Annotated in this window: 21 protein-coding genes; 13 read left to right on the plus strand and 8 right to left on the minus strand. The window is 67.2% G+C overall.

Features of this window, described 5'->3' with window-relative positions:
- Position 1: 1 nt before the first annotated feature.
- The 3 genes from V5F68_RS22295 to V5F68_RS22305 are packed head-to-tail and all read right to left on the minus strand — an operon-like array spanning position 2 to position 2824.
- Entirely contained in the window at positions 2-2182 is a 2181-nt protein-coding gene (locus V5F68_RS22295; protein ID WP_394015218.1) for an SLBB domain-containing protein, read from the minus strand.
- Between the two features lies 1 nt (position 2183).
- On the minus strand, positions 2184-2546 hold the full coding sequence (locus V5F68_RS22300) for a hypothetical protein (protein ID WP_348845539.1): 363 nt from the start codon (positions 2544-2546) through the stop codon (positions 2184-2186).
- Positions 2543-2824, minus strand: coding sequence for an STAS domain-containing protein (locus tag V5F68_RS22305; RefSeq protein WP_348845538.1), 282 nt, complete (start codon positions 2822-2824; stop codon positions 2543-2545). Before V5F68_RS22305 ends, V5F68_RS22300 begins: the two co-directional genes overlap by 4 nt.
- Positions 2825-2995: 171 nt before the next feature.
- Here V5F68_RS22305 and V5F68_RS22310 point away from each other — a divergent pair, with 171 nt between their 5' ends.
- From V5F68_RS22310 to V5F68_RS22335, 6 genes are all read left to right on the plus strand, one after another.
- Positions 2996-4084 carry a glycosyltransferase gene (locus tag V5F68_RS22310; RefSeq protein ID WP_394015217.1) on the plus strand — a complete coding sequence of 363 codons (1089 nt, stop codon included), beginning with the start codon at positions 2996-2998 and terminating at the stop codon, positions 4082-4084.
- On the plus strand, positions 4084-5250 hold the full coding sequence (locus V5F68_RS22315) for a glycosyltransferase family 2 protein (protein WP_394015530.1): 1167 nt from the start codon (positions 4084-4086) through the stop codon (positions 5248-5250). Before V5F68_RS22310 ends, V5F68_RS22315 begins: the two co-directional genes overlap by 1 nt.
- Positions 5247-5891, plus strand: a complete 645-nt coding sequence (locus V5F68_RS22320; RefSeq protein ID WP_394015216.1) for a sugar transferase — start codon at positions 5247-5249, stop codon at positions 5889-5891. The genes V5F68_RS22315 and V5F68_RS22320 overlap by 4 nt, the downstream gene beginning before the upstream one ends.
- A 94-nt stretch (positions 5892-5985) precedes the next feature.
- Entirely contained in the window at positions 5986-6837 is an 852-nt protein-coding gene (locus tag V5F68_RS22325) for a chorismate mutase (protein WP_394015215.1), read from the plus strand.
- Between the two features lie 15 nt (positions 6838-6852).
- Entirely contained in the window at positions 6853-7983 is a 1131-nt protein-coding gene (gene hisC / locus V5F68_RS22330) for a histidinol-phosphate transaminase (RefSeq protein ID WP_394015214.1), read from the plus strand.
- Positions 7980-8897 carry a prephenate/arogenate dehydrogenase family protein gene (locus tag V5F68_RS22335; RefSeq protein ID WP_394015213.1) on the plus strand — a complete coding sequence of 306 codons (918 nt, stop codon included), beginning with the start codon at positions 7980-7982 and terminating at the stop codon, positions 8895-8897. The genes hisC and V5F68_RS22335 overlap by 4 nt, the downstream gene beginning before the upstream one ends.
- Positions 8898-8909: 12 nt before the next feature.
- On the opposite strand, the gene V5F68_RS22340 is transcribed toward V5F68_RS22335, so the two are convergent.
- Positions 8910-9974 (minus strand): DUF2125 domain-containing protein, encoded by a 1065-nt coding sequence (locus V5F68_RS22340; RefSeq protein ID WP_394015212.1) that lies wholly within the window; start codon positions 9972-9974, stop codon positions 8910-8912.
- Positions 9975-10111: 137 nt separating this feature from the next.
- Here V5F68_RS22340 and V5F68_RS22345 point away from each other — a divergent pair, with 137 nt between their 5' ends.
- Positions 10112-10684, plus strand: coding sequence for a gamma-glutamylcyclotransferase (locus V5F68_RS22345; protein ID WP_394015529.1), 573 nt, complete (start codon positions 10112-10114; stop codon positions 10682-10684).
- A gap of 60 nt (positions 10685-10744) precedes the next feature.
- On the opposite strand, the gene V5F68_RS22350 is transcribed toward V5F68_RS22345, so the two are convergent.
- On the minus strand, positions 10745-12664 hold the full coding sequence (locus V5F68_RS22350; RefSeq protein WP_394015211.1) for a sigma 54-interacting transcriptional regulator: 1920 nt from the start codon (positions 12662-12664) through the stop codon (positions 10745-10747).
- Positions 12665-12843: 179 nt separating this feature from the next.
- Here V5F68_RS22350 and V5F68_RS22355 point away from each other — a divergent pair, with 179 nt between their 5' ends.
- The 6 genes from V5F68_RS22355 (at position 12844) to V5F68_RS22380 (ending at position 17860) form a co-directional block, all read left to right on the plus strand.
- Positions 12844-14199: a CmpA/NrtA family ABC transporter substrate-binding protein gene (locus V5F68_RS22355; protein ID WP_394015210.1), complete on the plus strand. Its 1356-nt coding sequence runs from the start codon at positions 12844-12846 to the stop codon at positions 14197-14199.
- A 4-nt stretch (positions 14200-14203) separates the two neighbouring features.
- Positions 14204-15058, plus strand: a complete 855-nt coding sequence (gene ntrB, locus V5F68_RS22360; RefSeq protein ID WP_394015209.1) for a nitrate ABC transporter permease — start codon at positions 14204-14206, stop codon at positions 15056-15058.
- 5 nt (positions 15059-15063) lie between these two features.
- Positions 15064-15954, plus strand: coding sequence for an ABC transporter ATP-binding protein (locus tag V5F68_RS22365; RefSeq protein ID WP_394015208.1), 891 nt, complete (start codon positions 15064-15066; stop codon positions 15952-15954).
- A 39-nt stretch (positions 15955-15993) separates the two neighbouring features.
- Positions 15994-16476, plus strand: coding sequence for a cyanase (gene cynS, locus V5F68_RS22370; protein WP_348845527.1), 483 nt, complete (start codon positions 15994-15996; stop codon positions 16474-16476).
- A gap of 121 nt (positions 16477-16597) precedes the next feature.
- Positions 16598-17482 (plus strand): alpha/beta fold hydrolase, encoded by an 885-nt coding sequence (locus tag V5F68_RS22375; protein WP_394015207.1) that lies wholly within the window; start codon positions 16598-16600, stop codon positions 17480-17482.
- A 123-nt stretch (positions 17483-17605) separates the two neighbouring features.
- Positions 17606-17860, plus strand: coding sequence for a hypothetical protein (locus V5F68_RS22380; protein ID WP_394015206.1), 255 nt, complete (start codon positions 17606-17608; stop codon positions 17858-17860).
- Between the two features lie 113 nt (positions 17861-17973).
- Here V5F68_RS22380 and V5F68_RS22385 read toward each other — a convergent pair whose 3' ends face one another.
- From V5F68_RS22385 to V5F68_RS22395, 3 genes are read right to left on the minus strand one after another with little or no spacing between them, the layout of a single operon-like run.
- Positions 17974-19371 carry an NAD(P)(+) transhydrogenase (Re/Si-specific) subunit beta gene (locus tag V5F68_RS22385; RefSeq protein WP_394015205.1) on the minus strand — a complete coding sequence of 466 codons (1398 nt, stop codon included), beginning with the start codon at positions 19369-19371 and terminating at the stop codon, positions 17974-17976.
- Positions 19372-19381: 10 nt separating this feature from the next.
- Positions 19382-19837 (minus strand): proton-translocating transhydrogenase family protein, encoded by a 456-nt coding sequence (locus V5F68_RS22390; protein WP_348845524.1) that lies wholly within the window; start codon positions 19835-19837, stop codon positions 19382-19384.
- Positions 19834-20985 carry a Re/Si-specific NAD(P)(+) transhydrogenase subunit alpha gene (locus tag V5F68_RS22395; protein ID WP_348845523.1) on the minus strand — a complete coding sequence of 384 codons (1152 nt, stop codon included), beginning with the start codon at positions 20983-20985 and terminating at the stop codon, positions 19834-19836. Before V5F68_RS22395 ends, V5F68_RS22390 begins: the two co-directional genes overlap by 4 nt.
- Positions 20986-20989 lie beyond the last annotated feature (4 nt).

Genomic DNA, 20989 nt, shown 5'->3' on the forward strand with positions numbered 1-20989 from the left:
GTCAGCCTCCCATCGCGAGAATGAGCGAGATCACCGGCAGGATGTTGCGCATGGAATCGACGAAAATCTTCCACTCGCTCTGCGAGGAATTGGGCACGTAGACGGTATCCCCCGGGCCGACCACCGGCAGCATGGTGATGTCGCCGGTGCGGGCGAATTCCACCAGATCGAACACGCGGGCCTGCTCGCGGCAGCATCCAAGGTTCACCACCACGATGCGCTGCTGATAGGCATCCGCCGTGGGGCCGCCGGCCTCCGCGAGAAGATCCAGCAGGGTCATGTTGGCGGCGAAGCGATAGCGGCCGGGCTTGCCCACGGCGCCCAGCACCCGCACCGTGTTCTCGGCGGGATCGTCGAACCAGTCCTTGTTGTTGCGGTCGGGCACGAAGATCACGTCGCCGGTGCGCACCTTCGGCAGCAGTTTCTCGTCCCCGGTGGCGAAATATTGCGCCAGATTGACCTGGGTGACCTTCGAGCCGGGCTGGTTGCGGTGCGACACCCGCACGTTGCGCAGGTCCGCGTTGGAAGTGGGCCCGTTGGCTGCGGTGAGAATGTCCATGAAGGTCATGTTCTTGTTGAAGGCATAGCGGCCGGGGGTGCCCACCTGGCCCATCACATAGATCGCATCTTCCTTGGCCAGCTGGACCCACTTGGCCTTGTTGTCGATGGGCGAATCGGGCAGCGGCGGCACGCGGATCACGTCGCCGGCCTCGATCTTCGGCAGGTCCGATATCTTGCCGCCCGTGGTGATGAAGGCGCCGAGATCGAAGGCGAGCGCCTTGCCGCCCTGGCGCGTCTTCAGGATCTGCAAATGGGCGATGTCGCCGTTCTGGGTCGGCCCGCCCGCTTCGCCCAGGAGGTCCAGCAAGGTCATTTCGTCGGACCATTCGTAGCGCCCGGTCCGGTGTACGGCGCCGATCACCTCGACCGCCCGATTGGGCGGGACCTTCAGCCATGAGGGGCGATCGGAGGCCTCGATCTTCTCCGGCACGAACACCGCATCGCCCGGCAGGATCTCCGGCAAGGGCTTCTTGTCGCCCTCGGTATAGGCGAACAGGTTGAATTGCTGGACCGTGCCGTCGGCCTTGAGAATCTTCACCCGCGTCGTGTCGGCGAAGCGGGTCGGGCCGCCGGCATTGGCGAGGATTTCGACCAGGCGCGCATCGGGCGGCGCTTCGAGCGATCCGGGCCGGGCGACCTCGCCGATGACATAGACAGTGCGCACCGAGCGGCGGATCTCGTCTTCCTGCTTGGGAATGAAGATGGTGGCGCCGGGCTTCAGCGGCGGCATCAGCTTCGCGTCGCCGGTATCGAGATATTTGCGCAGGTTGAAGATCTTCGGTTCCCCGCCGTCGATCACGCGCACCTGGTCGATGGAGGAGAAGCGGGTAACGCCGCCGGCGCGCATGATCATGTCGACCACGCTGAGCCCCTCCTTATAGGCGAAGGAGCCCGCCCGGCTCACCTCGCCGAACACCTTCACAGCGGAGGGGGATTCGGCGGCGTCGCCCTGCTCGGCGAGGGTGCGGCTGTCGAAATTGATCTGCACATTCCCGGTGGCCGGCGAGGCGGGCACGAAGATGATGTCGAGCGGCTGCAATTGCGGCAGCAGGCTGGTATCGCCCGTGTCGAGATAGCGCTTGTAGTTGAACACGGTGGTGCGGGTGCCCCGGCGCACCTGGAGGCGGTCGAGCTGGGCGCCCTGCAGCAGCCCGCCGGCCGCGCCGATCGCCTGTTGCACAGTGGAATCTCCCGGCAGGTCCACTTCGCCGGGCTTGTCCACATAGCCAAGCACGGTGATGTAGAGGCGCCGGTCCTTGAGGGAGACGGTGAGCCGCTCGAGATCGCGATAGGCGCGCGCCAGGGTGGTGCGGATCAGCGTGGTGGCCTCCGCCAGCGTGCGGCCGGCGACATCCAGCGCGCCGACTTCCGGCAGGGTGACGCGGCCGCGCCGGTCCACGTTCAGATCCTTGTTGAGCGCGGGTTCGCCCGGCAAGGCGATCGCGAGCACATCGCCGATCCGCAGCCGAACCTCCTCGCCCGCACCCGCACCCACGCCCGGGCCGCCGCCGGCAGTCTGCGCCCGTGCCGGCCCGCACAGGCCCAGCACAAGCGCGATCAGCGCCGCACAGAGCCAGGCGAGCGGACCAGAAGCGGCGAGGGGCGCGCAGCGGCTTTGCATGTCACGGCGCCCGCTCGTCCTTTGGCTTCGCGAGGGCGCGCTCGATCTGGTCGAGCTTGCGCTTCAGGCGGGCCATCTGGATTTCCGCGTCTTCCGGCAAGCCGCCCTCCGAGAGCCGGCGCAAGGTGATGAGCATCATTTCCGCGTCGTCGTAATCCGCCGCCGCGTAATAGCGCGCGTTGCGTTCGGTCAGCACCATGAGCCGCCGTTGCAAGGCGTCGATTCGCGGATCCTCCGAGGGCCGGCGTTCCGCCATGCCCCCGGTGCCCTTGGGCGGCCAGGGCACATGGGTGACCGTGTCGCAGGCCGATGTGAGGAGGCCCGCGACGATCACCAGCACGATCGGATCGTGCGCAATCCTCATGAGGGGCAGCTCTCTTCCGTCAGGTCGGCGAGGCGCAGGTGATTGATGAGCCGCATGGGCTGCCCGCTCGCGCCGCGCAGGCGCAAGGTGCGGCCGGCGACGCGCAGGCGTTTGTAGAGATAGACGATACCGCCGATGCCCGAGGAATCGATGAAATCCACGGCGCTCAAATCGAGCGTGACGTCGTCACTGGCGGTTCCCAATTCTTCAAATACAGGCTTAAGCTTAGCCATGGACGCGGCGTCCATGTCCTCGACGATCTGAACCAACTTTGACATTGATTGCCCACCCGGTTGGTCTTCAGCGGTGCCACGAACGCCCGGTTCGCCGTGCCGGCGCGCGCGTTGGCGCGCCCCGTCCCCTGCCGTGCGAATCGAGCATGTTGTGTCGCAGCATCGCTCGCTCGCAACAAGGAACCATTTACCTTAATGAGTGGTGAATAATGGCCGATGACAGGGGGATTCGTGTCCGGCGCACTGGTGCAGATCGTGCAGTGCCTCGCTCCGGGCGGGATCGAAGTGCTGGCCCTTGAGCTCGCGCGCCGCTTGCCCGGATCGAATCCCGTTTTCAGCCTGGACGGTACCACCCAAAGCCTCGTGGACGCCTGGCCCGCCTTGGCGCAGGCCGGTCCAGTGGAGGGGCTCGCCAAGGCGCCCGGCCTGCGGCCCGGCCTGGTGTTCGCGCTCGCCGCGCGTTTGCGTGCGTTGAAGCCGCGTGCGGTCCTCGTCCATCATATCGGCCCGCTGATCTACGGCGGCCTTGCCGCGCGGTTGGCGGGGGTCCCCGTCCTTGCCTATGTCGAGCACGATTCCTGGCATTATGACGCGCCGCAGCAGCGCACCCTCACGGCCGCCATGGCGCGCATCGTGCGGCCGCAGGTGGTCGCGGTGTCGCAGGCCGTGGCCGCAGTGTCACGCACCGTGATGCCGGGCGCCCAGGTGCGGGTGATCTCCAATGCGGTGGACACCGAGCGCTTTCGCCCCGGCCCGCGCGCGGCGGCACGGGCCCGTCTCGGCCTGCCGGCCGAGGGCGCGCTCGTGGGGTCGGCGGGGCGGCTGGAGCCGGTGAAGGGCCATGACGTGCTGCTGCGCGCCATGGTGGCGGTGCCGGAGGCGCGGCTGGCCCTGATCGGCCAGGGCAGCGCCATGGAGGCTCTGCGCCAGCTTGCGGGCGAACTCGGGATCGCGGACCGGGTCCATTTCCTCGGTCATCGCGGCGACATGCCCGAGGTGCTGCCCGCCCTCGACCTGTTCTGTCTGCCCTCCCGCAACGAGGGCCTGCCGCTGTCGGTGCTCGAGGCGCAGGCGTGCGATATTCCGGTGGTGGCGAGCGATGTGGGCTCCCTGCGCGAGGCGGTGTGCCCCGCCTCCGGACGGCTCGTGCCGCCGGAGGACCCGTCGGCACTCGCGGCGGCGCTCCGAGCCGCGCTGGCCGCTCCCGCGCCGGTTGCGCCGCGCGCTTTCGTGAGCGCCCATTTCTCCTGGGAGCGGATGATTGAGGCTTATCAGGATCTCATGGCAGGGCGCGCGCCGTGCTGATGCTTCAGATCCTGTTCTGGGTGAGCGTCGCGGGCGTGGTCTATCACCATGCCGTCTACCCCGTGGCCCTGCGGCTGCTGGCCCGCCTGCGGCCCGTTCCGCCCCTTCCGCCGCTCGGCGCCGCCGCCGGGCTGCCGTTCGTCACCTTTGTCATTCCGGCCTATCAGGAGGCGGGCTTCATCGCGCTCAAGCTGCGCGATTGTGCGCGCCTCGCCTATCCGCGCGACCGCCTGCATGTGATCGTCGCCTGCGACGGCTGCACCGACGGAACGGCGGAGATCGCCCGCGCCGCGCTGTCGTCCCCCGAATGCGCGGGCCTGAGCGCGGAGGTGCGCGCCTTCCCGGTCAATCGCGGCAAGGTCGCGGTGCTGAACGAGGTGATCGGGTCCATCTCCGATGGCATCGTCGCGTTGTCCGACGCCTCGGCGACCCTCTCCGCCGATGCCCTGATGCGCGCAGCCGCGCATTTCTCGCGGACCGAGGTCGGAGTGGTGGCGGGCACCTACGCGCTGAAGGCGGCGGGCAGCGCGGGGGAAGCGGGCTATTGGGCGTACCAGACCGCCATCAAGGCCGACGAGGCCGCCTTGAGCGCGCCGTTCGGCGTGCACGGCGCCTTCTATCTGTTCCGCCGCGCCCTGTGGACGCCCCTGCCGGGGGACACGATCAATGACGACGTGCTCCTGCCCATGGGAATCGTCGCCGGCGGAGCGCGGGCGGTCTACGATCTGAACATCGTCGCCACCGAGGAGGAGCGCACCCGCCGGGGCCAGGAATTCCGCCGCCGCGTGCGCATTTCCTCGGGCAACGTCCAGCAGGCCCTGCGCCTGTGGCGCCTGGCAGACCCGCGCCGGCCGGGCCTCGCCTTCGTCTTCCTTTCGGGCAAGGCGCTGCGCGCATTGGTGCCGCTGTTGCTGGTGGTGGCGTTGCTGAGCAATCTGGTGCTCGCTTTCGAGGGCATTGGGCTGTACCAGCTGCTGCTTGGCGGGCAGATCGCCTTCTATCTGCTGGCCGGCGTCGCCATGACGCATCGCGGCAATCTTCCCCGCGCGGCGCGATTCGCGGCCTATTTCGTGGAAGGGCACGCGGCGGGGCTGGTCGGAGGGATTCGCCAGATCGCCGGGCGGGACAAGGGACGCTGGCATCGGGCGGGGGGAACGGAGTCGTGAGTTTCGACGCGGATTTTACGCATCCCATGGTGCGCCTGGGGAAACGCGCGTTCGATATCGTCGTGGGCCTTGTCGCGACGTGCGTCCTGGCGGTGGCGTTCCTGCCGGTGGCGCTGGCGATCAAGCTCACCTCGCGCGGCCCGGTGCTCTATCGCCAGCTGCGCGTGGGCCAGGCGACGCCCACCTGCACCCATCTGTTTTATCTCTACAAGTTCCGCACCATGTATGTGGACGCGGAGGCGCGCACCGGCGCGGTCTGGGCCACCGCCAACGATCCGCGCGTCACGCCGATCGGCCGCTTCATGCGCAAGACCCGCATCGACGAGCTGCCGCAGGCGCTCAATGTGCTCAAGGGCGAGATGTCGATCGTCGGCCCGCGCCCGGAACGGCCGGCCTTCTTCGCCAAGCTGGAAACCGAGATTCCCTTCTATACCGAGCGCATGTTCGGCCTGAAGCCCGGCATCACCGGCCTTGCCCAGGTGAACCAGGGCTATGACGCCTCCATCGAGGACGTGCGGTCGAAAGTGTCCTACGACCATGCCTATGCCATGCGTCTGCTGGACCCGCTGGACTGGTTCAAGACCGATGTCTGGATCATCCTGCGCACCGCTTCCACCATGGTGCTCGGCAAGGGGCAGTGACACCGCTCCGGCGACCGGGGCGAGGAGGCGGCAAAACATAGCTTTTGATCTTGCGGCGTTCTGGGGGTAGAGGATCAGCCCGATTGTGAGCCCCATGAATTCATCAGCTCCCCCTCCCGTTCTCGCCGACCTGCGCGCCGAGATCGATCGCATCGACGAAGCCATGCACCGCCTCCTCATGGAGCGCGGCGAGATCATCGATCGCCTGGTCGCGGTGAAGCGCAACCAGAGCGAAGGCTCCGCCTTCCGCCCCGCCCGCGAGGCCGCGATGATGCGCCGGCTCGTGGACCGGCACGCCGGCCTGCTCCCGCTCGACACCGTCGAGAGCATCTGGCGCGTCATCATCTCCACCTTCACCTATGTCCAGGCGCCCTATGCGGTGCATGCCGACCTCTCGGTGGGTGAGCCGCAGATGCGCGACAGCGCCCGCTTTCATTTCGGCTTCACCACGCCGTTCGTGACCCATATGGGGCCGCGCGGGGTGATCGAGGCAGTGGTGGGCTCCAAGGGCGACCTGGGCCTGCTCCCGGCCTCCGCTCTGTCCGTCGGCGATGCCTGGTGGACGGCGCTGGAAGGCAGCAATGCGCCCAAGATCATCGCGCGTCTGCCGTTCGTCGAGCGGGCGGACCATCCCGCCGGGCTGCCGGTATTCGTGGTCTCGCACCCGATCAACGATGCCGCCGTGACCGAGGTGGAGACCTGGAGCCTGCATCTGTCCGGCTGGAGCGCACGGGCTGCCGGCGCGCTGGGCGGGCAGGGCGACATGCTGGTCGCCGCCGACCGCGCCCCCGGTCAGGCCGCCGTGCTGCTCAGCGTGCCCTCGGGCTTCCGCGACCCGGCGCTGGACGCCCTGCGCCAGGCCGGCGCGCAGATCAACGCCGTTATCCCCGTGGGCAGCCACGCCGCCCCCTATCGTCTTGGCGCGGACGGCATCCCCCGTTCGTGACCTGTGGAGTCGAGTATGTCCACCGCCGCGCAAAGCCCCCGTCTTCCCGTCCGCCCCGAGCCGCGCCCCGGCGTGCTCGATATCCGCGCCTATGTGCCGGGCAAGAGCCATGCGCACGGCGTCGAGAAGGTGTTCAAGCTTTCGTCCAACGAAACCCCGGTGGGACCGAGCCCCGAGGCGATGAAGGCGTTCGCGGAAGCCGGCGCGCATCTGCAGGATTATCCCGACGGCACCGCCGGCGTGCTGCGCCGGGCCATCGGGCACACGTTCGGCATTGATCCCGACCGCATCATCTGCGGCGCGGGTTCGGACGAAATCCTCTCCATGATCGCCAATGCCTTCATCGGGCCGGGCGACGAGGCGGTCTACAGCCAGTTCGGCTTCCTGGTGTACCCTATCGCCACGATGGCGGCGGGCGGCAAGCCAGTGGTGGCACCGGAGCGCGACCACACCGCGAGCGTGGATGCGCTGCTCGCTGCCGTGACGCCACGCACGAAGGTGGTGTTCCTGGCGAACCCCAACAATCCCACCGGCACCTACCTGCCGTTCGAGGAAGTGCGCCGCCTGCATGCCGCTTTGCCGGGCAACGTGCTGCTGGTGCTGGACGCCGCCTATGCGGAATATGTCCGCCGCAACGATTACGAGACCGGGCTGGAGCTGGCGCTCTCCGCCGAGAACGTGATCATGACCCGCACCTTCTCCAAGATCCACGGGCTGGCGGCCCTGCGGGTCGGCTGGGCGGTGGGGCCGGCGGCGGTGCTCGATGCCATGAACCGCATCCGCGGCCCGTTCAACATGAACACCCCGGCGCTGCTGGCCGGTGCGGCGGCCATCGCCGACACGGCCCATGTGGATCTCGCCGTCGCGCACAATGAGCACTGGCTGCCCTGGCTGACCGACGAGATCGGAAAGCTGGGCCTGAAGGTGACGCCCTCGGTTGCCAATTTCGTGCTGATCCATTTCGACGAGACCCCTGGCCGCACCGCCAAGGACGCGGATGCCTTCCTCAGCGCGCGTGGTCTGATTCTGCGCGCCGTCGCCTCCTACGGCCTGCCGAATGCGCTGCGCATGACGGTCGGGACCGAGGAAGCGAACCGCCGCGCGGTGGAAGCGCTCGCCGCCTTCCTCTCGGGGGCGGAGCGTTGAACGCGCCGCTCGTCGGCCGTCTCGCCGTCATCGGCGCCGGTCTGATCGGGTCGTCCGTCGCCCGTGCGGCACGCGAGAAGGGGCTGGCCGGGGAAGTCGTGGTGTTCGATGCCGATTCCGGCGTGCGCGCGTGCGTGCGGGCGCTCGGCTTCGCCGACGCCGTGACGGAGAGCGTCGTCGACGCGGTGCGCGGTGCCGATATCGTCATCGCCGCCGTTCCGGTGGGTGCATCGGGCGCGGTGGCGGCGCAGGCCGGGCCGCATCTGAAGGCGGGGGCCATCCTTTCCGACGTGGGTTCGGTGAAGGGGGCCGTGCTCGAGGCCATGGCGCCGTTCGTACCGCCCTATGCCCATCTCGTGCCGGCCCATCCGGTGGCGGGCACGGAGTTTTCAGGCCCCGAGGCGGGGTTCGCCACCCTGTTCGAGAACCGCTGGTGCATCGTCACCCCGCCCGAGGGGGCGGACGCTGCGGCGGTGGAAAAGCTCTCGGCGCTCTGGCGCGGCTTCGGCTCCAATGTCGAGCAGATGTCGGCGCAGCATCATGATTTGGTGCTGGCCATCACCAGCCACGTGCCGCACCTCATCGCCTACAATATCGTTGGCACCGCCGAGCATCTGGAGCAGACGCTCACCTCCGAGGTGATCAAATTCTCGGCTGGCGGTTTCCGCGACTTCACCCGCATCGCGGCATCCGACCCCACCATGTGGCGCGACGTGTTCCTCTACAATCGCGAGGCGGTGCTGGAGATGCTCGCGCGCTTCAATGAGGATCTCATGCAGCTCCAGCGGGCGATCCGCTATGGCGACGGGGATGCCCTGTTCGCGCATTTCACGCGCACCCGTGCGATCCGCAAATCGATCATCGAGCAGGGGCAGGAAACCGCCGCGCCGGATTTCGGCCGTCGCGGCGGCTGAGGGCGGTGCCGCTCAATAGAGCGGCGGAATGATCCCGACGGGGAATTTGCCGAGCTGGAGCACGCCTTCCTTCAGCAGCAGCGAGAAGGTCGCACCCTTGCGGCCGGCGACGTCCCCGGGCTTTCCCGCGAGCGCGAGCGCCCCGACGATGGGCGCCATCTCCTGCGGAATGAGGCCGCTGCGCGAGAGGTTCCGCGTCACTTCCTCGATGCCGGCGAAGCCGACATTGACGGCTCCGTTCAGCCGGCCGGCTGTGTCGAGGGCGAGCGCGCCGGACGCGCTGACCGCCGCCTTGGGGGTCGTGATGGTCAGGGTGTCGAGCTTGAAGATGCCGCCGGCGGCCGCCCAGGCGCGCAGCCGGTCGGTGACCGCCATCGGCCGGAAATCCTCCGCCGCCGTCACGGTGCCCTGCAGATTGAGGTTCAGCGGGCCGGTGGCGCCCGCGGCAGCCAAGGCGGCGCTTTCGCCCGCATCGATGGAGGCCGCATAGTCCACGCCGTCCGGAACCGCGGTGGTCGCGGGATTGCGGCGGGCGTGGATCTCCAGATGCTTGGCGGACAGCACCGGGAGCGCGTCCGCGCCGGGCGCGGGCACCCATTTCACGTCGGGCTGGTCCACCACCAGGGCGAACCGCTGGGGCCGCCCGCTGGTGTCGCCGATGCCGCTCATCTGCAGCAGGCTCCAGTTGGCCTCATAGATGCGGCCGGTCTTGGGATCTTCGACCCGCGCGGGGGAAGCAAATTCGGCGACGATATGGTTCGGCGCCCACACCTGCGCCACCGCATGGGCATTGGCGGCGCTGATGCGCAGCGGGTCGCCGCCCTGGGTCTCCAGGGTCGCCGACTTGCACAGCAACTCGAAGCGGAAGGGGAAGCCGCCGAGGCTGCGCTCGCCGCAATTCCAGATCCGGCCGAGGGTTTTCTCGCGCACGATCCAGGCGTCGATCTCCCGTTCCGCGCGCCCGGCGGCATAGAACCACAGGCCGCACCAGCCGATGGCGAGAATCACCACCAGAGCGAACGGGATGGCGACGATCCAGCTCTTGCGGCGACGCGGCGCGGGCGAAGTATCGGTCATGAGCGTTCCTATAATCAGTCCGGTACCGAAAATGCCTGTACGAATAGCCGGAAATACGGCCTGCCGGGACAAGCCGGGGCGCTTGCCCTTGCAGAGGGAAGAAGACGCTGTTAGGCGACGATGAACGTTCCGTGTCAATGCCGGCCCGCGCCGCGATGATCTCCCCCGCACAAATGCCCCACGACCATTGGGTCTTCGCCTATGGCTCGCTGATGTGGAATCCCGGCTTCGCCTTCGCGGAGAAGGCAGAGGCGCGTCTGCTCGGCGCGCACCGGGCGCTGTGCGTCTATTCCTTTCACCATCGCGGCACGCCGGAGCAGCCGGGCCTGGTGCTTGGCCTGGACCTGGGGGGCTCGTGTCGCGGCATCGCCTATCGCATCGCGCCCGAGGATTGGGCGCAGACCCATGCCTATCTCACCGCGCGCGAGCAGATTTCGGGCGTCTATCGCGAGCGCGTGCGGCGGGTGCAGATTCTGGATGGATCGCGGCGCGACGTATCCGCGGTCGCCTATCTGGTGAACCGCAGCCATGCGCAATATGCGCGGCGCCTGGATCTGGAGGATCAGCTTCATCTGGTGCGGCGCGCGCACGGGAAATCCGGTCCGAACCGCGATTACGTGCTGTTCACTGTCCATGCCCTTGAGGCGATGGGCATCGCCGATTCCAGCCTTACCTGGATCGCCCATCGGCTGAATGCGGGCCGCGATTAAGCGGCCGGCCGGCAACGTCGACGCGGCGGCGCCGCGCGGAAACCGCCCTTTGCCACGATCCTAGCGGGCGTGGCCGCGCGCGCCGGGCTTGGGCGCCGCGATCCCGAGCGCCTTCATGCGCGATGCGAGCGTGGTGGATTTCAGCCCGAGCCGCTCTGCCGCCCCGCCCGGGCCTGAAACCTTGCCGCCGGATGCCTCCAGCGCCGCGAGGATGCTGGCGCGATGGCGGGCGCGGCGCTCGCCCTCGGTCTCCAGCCCCTCCGCGCCGCCCGATACCGGGACGGGCGCGGCGTCTTCGTGGGGCTCCGGCAGATCGATGGTGAGGCGGCCGTTGCGCGCGAGGATGATGCCGCGCTCGATCACGTTCTGGAGTTCGCGCACATTGCCCGGCCAGTCGTAGGCGACGAGCTTGCGCATATCGCCCTCGCTCAATTGCAGCGCGCCGGAGAGCGGCTTGCGCGAGGCGCCGCCGAGGAAATGCAAAGCGAGGGCGGGAATATCCTCCCGCCGCTCGCGCAAAGGCGCGGATTCGATGGGCATGACATTGAGGCGGTAAAACAGATCCTCACGGAACCGCCCCGCGCGCACCTCGGCCCGCAGGTCGCGATTGGTGGCGGCGATGATGCGCACGTCCACTTGCCGCGTGCGCTCCTCGCCGATGCGTTCGAACTGCCCTTCCTGGAGCACCCGCAGCAGCTTGCTTTGCAGCTCGATGGGGATTTCGCCCACCTCGTCGAGGAACAGCGTGCCGTGGTCGGCGAGTTCGAACCGGCCGATGCGGTCGCGCAGGGCGCCGGTGAAGGCGCCGCGGGCATGGCCGAAGAACTCGCTCTCGAACAATTCGCGCGGAATGGCCGCGCAATTCACCCGGATCAGCGGGCGTTCGCGCCGATCGCTGGCTTCATGGATGGCGCGGGCGATCAATTCCTTGCCGGTGCCGGATTCCCCGGTGATGAGCACGCTCGCTTCCGTGGGCGCCACCAATTCCACCTGCCGCAGCACCTTCTTGATGGCCTCGCTGCGGCCGATGACCCCGCGATGGCTGCCTTCGGCGCGGATTTCCTCCTGGAGATAGGCGTTTTCCAGCTCCAGCCGCTCGCGCAGGCTGTCCACCTCGGCGAGCGCGGCGCGCAGCCTCTCGTCCGCCTCGCGGCGCTGGGTGACGTTGCGGAACGCCACCACGGCGCCGATCAGCACGCCCCGGTCGCGGATCGGGGTCGAGGTGTATTCGACCCAAACCGGCTTGCCCGAGCGATGCCAGAACACCTCGTTCTCCACCCGGTGGACCGCGCCATCGCGAAAGGCGGCGTAGATCGGGCAGGTCTTGTGCGGGTAGGGGCTGCCGTCATGGTGGTGGTGATGCACCATGGTGTGCATGTCGCGGCCAATCAGCTCCTCCGCCGTCCAACCGAGGATCTGCTCGGCGGCGGGATTGACGAAGGTGGTCTTGCCCTCCGAATTCACCCCATAGATGCCTTCCCCCACCGCATGGAGGATGAGGCGGTTCTCGCGCTCGATATCGCGGAAGAAGCGGTCGACCCGCTGCCATTCGGCGATGCCTTCGCGCATGAAGGAATCCGCATCGGCATCGATGTCGCGGCGGTGGCGCGCCTCCAGATCGTGCAGGGTGATGAGCAGGGTGCGCCCGCGCGGGCTGGTGACCTGGATGCCGGCATATTCCAGCCGCAGGGGCCGCCCGTCGGCGTGCAGGGGGGAGAGCGAGCGCGTCCAATGGGCGCCGCGATCCATCACCGCCTGGGTGAACACCACCAAAGCGGACGCCTGGCCGGGATGCAGATCGAAGATCTGCATGGCTTTCAGTGCCTCGCGCTCATGCCCCAGCAGGCGGCAGGCGGCGGGATTGGCGTCGAGGATGCGGGCGGTTTCCGTATCCACCGCAAGCTCCGCCTCGATCCCCGCATCAAAGGCGGGGCCGAACGGGCCGAAGCGCGGAAGCTGGGGCAGATCGAGGGCGTCCATTTACGATTTTTCGGGAGTTGAATTACGAAAAATCATAAATCACGAAAAATCGTAAATCCAGGCGTTTTCCCAGGCTTTTGATTATATTGGGAAAATCGAAGGATCCGCCGCTGGCACGTGCTTTGCTTAACGTCAGGGAGAGCGCGTTTCTTCCAGGCCCATAGCGAACGAGGCGGTCCATGACGAGCAAAGACACCTTCCGGCGCTTTTCCCGTTTGTTTTCCGGCTGCGCCTGCGGGCGGCACCGCTCGGCGGCGGAACACGAGGCCGCAGCCCGCGCCTCGGAAGAAGCCCGCTATGGCAGCCTGGTGGAAAAGACGGTGTTGCACGCCCTGTTTCCGCAGGACGCCCATCGCCGCGCCTTCCTGAAGGCCATCGGCGGGACCACGGTCGCAGCGGCCCTTGCCCAATTCCTGCCCATGGGCATGGTCACGGAAGCCTTCGCGCAAGGCACCGGGCCGATCGAGAAGAAAGACCTCAAGGTCGGCTTCATCCCCATCACCTGTGCCACGCCGATCATCATGGCGCACCCGCTCGGCTTCTATACCAAGCAGGGCCTGAACGTGGACGTGGTGAAGACCGCCGGCTGGGCGGTGGTGCGCGACAAGACCATCAACAAGGAATACGACGCCTCCCACATGCTCTCGCCCATGCCTATCGCCATTTCGATGGGCCTCGGCTCCAATCCCATTCCCTTCTCCGTGCCGGCCATCGAGAACATCAACGGCCAGGCGATCACGCTCGCCATGAAGCACAAGGACAAGCGCGACCCGAAGGATTGGAAGGGGTTCAAGCTCGCGATTCCGTTCGACTATTCCATGCACAATTACCTGCTGCGCTATTATCTGGCGGAGCACGGCATCGATCCCGACGCCGACGTGCAGCTGCGCTCCGTGCCGCCGCCGGAGATGGTCGCCAACCTGCGCGCCGAGAACATCGACGGCTTCCTGGCCCCCGACAATATCTGCCAGCGCGCGGTCTATGACGGGGTAGGCTTCATCCACATCCTGTCGAAGGAGATCTGGGACGGTCATCCCTGCTGCTCGTTCACCGCCAGCAAGGAATTCGTCACCACCAATCCCAACACCTATGCGGCCTTGCTGCGCGCCATCATCGATGCCAGCGCCTATGCCCAGAAGCCTGAAAACCGCAAGGAAATCGCCGAGGCCATCGCCCCCGCGAACTATCTCAATGCGCCCCCGGTGGTGCTGGAACAGGTGCTCACCGGCACCTATGCGGACGGCCTCGGCAACATCAAGAAGGACCCGAACCGGGTCACCTTCGAGCCGTTCCCCTACGATTCCTTCGCCATCTGGATCCTCACCCAGATGAAGCGCTGGGGCCAGGTGAAGGGCGACGTGGATTATGCCGGCATCGCCAAGCAGGTGTTCCTCGCCACCGAGTGCGCCTCGGTGATGAAGGACATGGGCCTCACCCCGCCGGCGCCCACCAAGACCATCGTCGTCATGGGCAAGCCGTTCGATCCCGCCAAGCCCGACGCCTATGTGGCGAGCTTCGCCATCAAGCGGGCCTGAGCGCATGGCTTCCTCATTGACCCTGCGCGCGGCCCTGGTTTCGGTGCTGCTGCTGGCGGTGTTCCTGCTGATCTGGCAGGGCGCCACCGCCGGCTTCGGCGCCGGCGGGCCGGGCGCGGCCTCCGGCATGGATCCGGAATATGCCAAGCTCATGGGCCTCACCGCGACCACCGGCAAATCGGCCATGCCGAGCCCGTTGGACGTGGGCGCTCAGCTCGTCAAGCTCCTGTCCGATCCGTTCTACGACAAGGGGCCGAACGACAAGGGCCTCGGCATCCAGCTCGCCTTCTCGCTCGGCCGGGTGCTGATCGGCTATGGCATCGCGGTGCTGGTGGCGATCCCGCTCGGCTTCCTGATCGGCATGTCGGCGCTGATGAGCAAGGCGCTCGACCCCTTCATCCAGGTGTTGAAGCCCATCTCGCCGCTCGCCTGGATGCCGCTCGCGCTCTACACCATCAAGGACAGCGGCATCTCGGCGGTGTTCGTCATCTTCATCTGCTCCGTGTGGCCGATGCTGCTGAACACCGCCTTCGGCGTCGCCAGCGTGCGCAAGGAATGGCTGAACGTGGCGCGCACCCTGGAGGTGGGGCCGTTCAAGCGGGCCTTCACCGTGATCCTGCCCGCCGCCGCGCCGACCATCCTCACCGGCATGCGGATTTCCATCGGCATCGCCTGGCTCGTGATCGTCGCGGCCGAGATGCTCGTGGGCGGCACCGGCATCGGCTATTTCGTCTGGAACGAGTGGAACAACCTGTCCATCACCAATGTGATCATCGCCATTCTGGTGATCGGCGTGATGGGCATGCTGCTCGACCAGATCCTCGCCTTCGTCGCCCGCCTCGTCACCTTTCCGGAGTGAGGCGCATGAGCGAGCCCCGCTATGTTTCCATCGAAGGCATCTCCCGCCGTTTCCAGGCGGCGGGCGGGCGTACCACGACCGTGTTCGAGGATTTGTGGTTCTCCATGCACAAGGGCGAGTTCGCCTGCATCATCGGCCATTCCGGCTGCGGCAAGACCACGGTGCTGAACATCCTGTCCGGCCTCGACCGCCCGGACGACGGCGCGGTGGTGGTGGATGGTACCGCCATCGAAGGCCCGGCGCTCGACCGCGCCGTGATCTTCCAGAGCCACGCTTTGATGCCCTGGCTGACCGTGCTCGGCAATGTGGCCTATGCGGTCTCCTCCCGCCACAAGGGCTGGAGCCGGGCGCAGGTGCGCGACCATGCGATGCGCTTCATCGAGGTGGTCGGGCTCAAGGGCTCGGAAAACAAGCGCCCCTCGGAACTCTCGGGCGGCATGAAGCAGCGCGTCGGCATCGCCCGCGCGCTCTCCATCGAGCCCAAGATGCTGCTGATGGACGAGCCTTTCTCCGCGCTCGACGCGCTCACCCGCGGCACGTTGCAGGACGAGGTGCGCCGCATCTGCCTGGAGACCGGCCAGACCGTGTTCATGATCACCCACGACGTGGACGAGGCGATTTACCTCGCCGACCGCATCGTGCTGATGACCAACGGCCCCAACGCCACCATCGCCGAGATCGTGCAGAACCCGCTGCCGCGGGATCGCCGCCGCCTCGACATCCACAAGCAGGGCGATTTCTACGCCGTGCGCAATCATCTCATCGACTTTCTGGTGGAGCGCTCGAAGACCTTCAAGGACCAGCGCCCCGTCGGATACGACCACCGCCATCCCCCGGTGGTGCGCCCCACCGCGTCCACCCCACCTTCGCCCGACGGCGACCAGCGGGCGGCGTGACCCCTCTCATTTCAACGCCCGAGGCAAAAGGAGAAGAACATGAAGCGCGAAGAACTCACCGAGAAGATCCTCGACATCAAGCGCGAGAAGGGCTGGACCTGGAAGTACATCACCGATGAAATCGGCGGCATGTCGCCGATGCTGGTGGTGGGCGCGCTGCTCGGCCAGATGAAGCTGGTGAAGCCGCTGGCCAAGGCCGCGGCGGACCTGTTCGGCCTTTCCGAGGTCGAGGAGCGCATGCTGAACGAAGTGCCCTATCGCGGCATGCCCATGCCGCCCACCGACCCGCTGATCTATCGCTTCTATGAGATGGTGATGGTGAACGGCCCGGCGTTCAAGGCGCTGATCGAGGAGGAGTTCGGCGACGGCATCATGTCCGCCATCGATTTCGACATCGACATGGAGCGCCTCGCCAATCCCAAGGGCGACCGGGTGAAGCTGACCATGAGCGGCAAGTTCCTGCCCTACAAATATTACGGCGCCGAGCAGGGCACGCCGGAATACGGCTTCAAGGAAAGCTGAGCGCTGGGTGCCTGCGGGCGAAGAAACGTGGGAGTTCCCGCCGGGCCGGCGCATCCGCCGGCCCCCGGGCGCGGGTTTCCTGCTATCTTTCCTCTTCCTGCACGCGGGGGAGGACGCCGAGATGACTGCGGACCAAGGGACATCGGGAGCGCCGGGAGAAGACGACCTGGGCTTGGACATTGCGAGCCGCTTCGTCGAGCTTGGCCCGTTGCGCCTGCACTATCTGGAGGCGGGCGAAGGCGAGCCGGTGCTTCTGCTGCACGGCTATGCGCAGACCAGCCATATGTGGCGGCCGCTGATCGCCGAACTCGCCAGGACGCACCGCGTGATCGCGCCCGATCTGCGCGGCTTCGGCGCCTCTTCGAAGCCCGAGGCCGGGTACGACAAGGCTTCGATGGCCCGCGATGTCCATGACCTCGCCACGGCGCTCGGCATCACCCGCGCCGGCGTGGTGGGGCACGATATCGGCCTGATGGTGGCCTATGCCTATGCCGCCCAATATCCCGAAGCGGTGACGCGCATCGCGCTGATGGATGCCTTCCTTCCCGGTGTCGGCGACTGGACGCACGTCTGGCTGATGCGCGACCTGTGGCATTTCCATTTCTACGGCAAGACGCCGCTGGCGCTCGTCGAGGGCCGCGAGCGCATCTATTTCGAGCATTTCTGGAACGATTTCGCGGCCGATCCCGCCCATTCGGTGTCCGAGGCGGATCGCCAGTTTTATGCGGCGGCCTATGCGCAGCCCGGCGGCATGGCGGCGGGGTTCGAGGTGTTCCGCGCGTTCGAGCGGGACGCCGCCGATTTTGCCCGCTTCGCCGAAACCAAGCTCACCATGCCCATGCTGGTGCTCACCGGGGAGAAGGCCTCCGGCGAATTCCTCATCGCCCAGGGCCGGCTCGTGGCTGAAAATGTGGAGGGCGTGGTGGTCGAGGGTTCGGGCCATTGGCTGATGGACGAGGCGCCGGGGAAGGTCATTCCCCGCCTGGTGGCTTTCTTCGCGGACTGAGCGCGGTTGGCGCGCCGTCGCCGACCCGGCGCGGTGTCGCGGAAGAGCACTTCATTCTATCTTTTCTTCTCGCGCACGCGGGGGGAGGACGACCACATGGATGGGGACCAGGAGATGCCCGCAATGCCGACGCCCGAGCCGCAGCCGCAACGGTCCAACAGCTGGGCGGTGACCGGAGGCGTGAGCGTCATCCTGCTGACCGGCATGGCCGCCATCGCCAAGCTCCATGAGGACGGCGGGAGCCTAGGCTTCCTGGCGCTGATCCTGGGGGTGACGGTGGTCGGCGCCTTCGCGCTCGCGCGCTTCATTTCCCGCCACGGCCACGAGATCGGCGAAGCCCGGTTCGACACCACGCCGAAGGAGCCCCCTGCCGCCTGAGCACGCCGCGACGGCCGCCCGCCGTCGAATGGGCTCCAATCAATGAGAAAGGCCGCCGGGCTTGCGCCCGGCGGCCTTTCTTTTTCGTCCCGTCCCGCGTGAGCGGGCGGCGATCAGAGGTTCTTGACGACTTCCTCTGTGACCTTCTTGGCGTCGCCGAACAGCATCATCGTGTTGTCGCGGAAGAACAGCTCATTCTCCACGCCGGCATAGCCGGAGCCCATGCCGCGCTTGATGAACAGCACCGTCTTGGCCTTTTCGACATCCAGGATCGGCATGCCGTAGATGGCGGAGGTCGGGTCGGTCTTCGCGGCCGGGTTGGTCACGTCGTTGGCGCCGATGACGAAGGCAACGTCCGCCTGGGCGAACTCGCTGTTGATGTCTTCCAGCTCGAAGACCTCGTCATAGGGCACCTGGGCTTCCGCCAGCAGCACGTTCATGTGCCCGGGCATGCGGCCCGCCACCGGATGGATGGCGTACTTCACCTCGACGCCCTCTTCCTTCAGCTTGTCGGCCATTTCGCGCAAGGCGTGCTGGGCCTGGGCCACCGCCATGCCGTAGCCCGGCACGATGATGACCTTCTGGGCGTTCTTCATGATGTAGGCGGCATCGTCCGCCGAGCCCTTCTTCACCGGGCGGGTTTCCACCGCGCCGCCGCCACCCGCCGCCACTTCGCCACCGAAGCCGCCGAGGATGACCGAGATGAAGGAGCGGTTCATGCCCTTACACATGATGTAGGACAGGATCGCGCCCGAGGAGCCCACCAAAGCGCCCGTGATGATGAGCGCGGTATTGCCCAGCGTGAAGCCGATGCCGGCCGCCGCCCAACCCGAATAGGAGTTGAGCATGGAGACGACCACCGGCATGTCGGCGCCGCCGATCGGCACGATCAGCAGGCCGCCCAGCACCAGCGACAGGATGGTGATGATCCAGAACAGCGGGATCGAGCCGGTCATCACGAAGGCGATGATCAGCACCAGCAGCAGCAGCGCGAGGCCGCCGTTGATGAAGTGGCGGCCCGGCAGCATGATCGGCTTGCCGGACATGTTGCCGTTGAGCTTGGCGAAAGCGATGATCGAGCCGGTGAAGGTGATCGCGCCGATGGCGACGCCCAGCGTCATCTCGATCAGGCTTGCGCCGTGGATGTTGCCCGGTTCGCCGATGCCGAACGCGGCCGGGGCATAGAGCGCCGCCGCCGCCACCAGCACCGCCGCGAGACCGACCAGCGAGTGGAAGGCCGCGACCAGCTGCGGCATGGCGGTCATGGCGATGCGGCGGGCGACAACCGCGCCGATGCCGCCGCCGATGCCGATGCCGGCGATCACCAGCACCCAGCCGAGAATGTCGGCGGGAGGCGAGAGCGCGAGCGTGGTGAGCACGGCGATGGCCATGCCGACCATGCCGAACATATTGCCCTGACGCGACGTGGTGGGGTGCGAGAGCCCCCGCAGCGCGAGCACGAAGAGGATGCCCGCAACCAGGTAAAGAAGCGCGGCCAGATTGGCGTTCATGGGTCCGCCCTCACTTCTTCTTTTGGTACATGGCGAGCATGCGGCTGGTCACGAGGAACCCGCCGAAAATGTTCACCGACGCAAAGATGAGAGCGATGAAGCCGAAGCCGCGCGCCCACAGAGAATGGCCGGCATCGCCGACCGTGGAAACACCAACCGCCAGCAGCGCGCCCACCACGATCACCGAGGAGATCGCGTTGGTGACGGACATGAGCGGGGTATGGAGCGCAGGCGTCACCGACCACACGACGTAATAGCCGACGAACACGGCCAGCACGAAGATGGAGAGGCGGAACACGAATGGGTCGATGGCGCCGCCGGTGGCGGCATGGGCCACCGCGCCCAGCGCCGTGGCCGCCTGATCGGCATAGATCTGGGCGGCTTCGGCGGCCTGGCGGGCCACCTCGGCGGCAGCGCGCGCCTGGGCGGCGGCGTCGGCGGCGGTTTGTGCAGTGATCGGGTTCATTGGGCGGCTCCCTCAACCTTGGGGGCGAAGTTCGGGTGAACCACGGCGCCGTCGCGGGTGAGGAGCGTCGCCTTCACGAGCTCGTCGTCCCACTTCACGGCGAGGGCCTTGGCCGACTTGTCCACCAGGGTCTCGACGAAGGCGTAGAGGTTCTTGGCGTACAGCAGCGAAGCCGAGGCGGCGATGCGGCCGGCGACGTTGAGATAGCCGACGATCTTCACGCCGTTCACGTCCACCACCTGGCCGGGCTCGGCGCCTTCCACATTGCCGCCGCGCTCGACCGCGAGGTCGATGAGCACGGAGCCGGGCTTCATAGAGGCCACCATCGCCGCGGTCACCAGACGCGGCGCGGCGCGGCCGGGGATCAGGGCGGTCGTGATGACGATGTCCTGCTTCTTGATGTGCTCGGCGACAAGCGCCGCCTGCTTGGCCTGGTATTCGGCCGACATGGGCTTGGCGTAGCCGGCCGCGGTCTCGGCCTGCTTGAACTCGTCGTCCTCGACGGCGACGAACTTCGCGCCGAGGGACTCGACCTGTTCCTTGGAGGCGGGGCGCACGTCGGTCGCCGTCACCACGGCGCCGAGGCGGCGGGCGGTGGCGATGGCCTGCAGGCCGGCAACGCCGGCGCCCATGACGAACACGCGGGCGGCGGGAACCGTGCCGGCGGCGGTCATCATCATCGGCAGCGCGCGGCCGAACTGTTCGGCGGCGTCGATGACGGCGCGATAGCCGGCGAGATTGGCCTGGGAGGACAGCACGTCCATGACCTGTGCACGGGTGATGCGGGGCATCAGCTCCATGGCGAAGGCGGCGACGCCGGCGTCGGCCATGGCCTTCAGCGCGGCCTCGTTGCCGTAGGGGTCCATGATGGCGAACACCAGGGCGCCGCGCTTATAGGACGAAAGTTCGGCTTCCGTCGGACGGCGAACCTTGAGTACCACATCGGCACCGCTCACCGCGTCGAATGCGGTCTGAGCAATGGTGGCACCCGCGGATTCATAATCCGCATCGAGGATGCCGGATTTCAGGCCGGCGCCGCTTTCGACCACGACGTTGGCGCCAAGCGCGGTCAGGCGCTTCACCGTATCGGGGCTCGCAGCAACCCGCGGCTCGCCGAGATCAATCTCGACGGGGACAGCGATTTTCATTGAA

The sequence above is a fragment of the Roseixanthobacter pseudopolyaromaticivorans genome, from assembly GCF_043195145.2.
Lineage (GTDB): Bacteria > Pseudomonadota > Alphaproteobacteria > Rhizobiales > Xanthobacteraceae > NCEH01.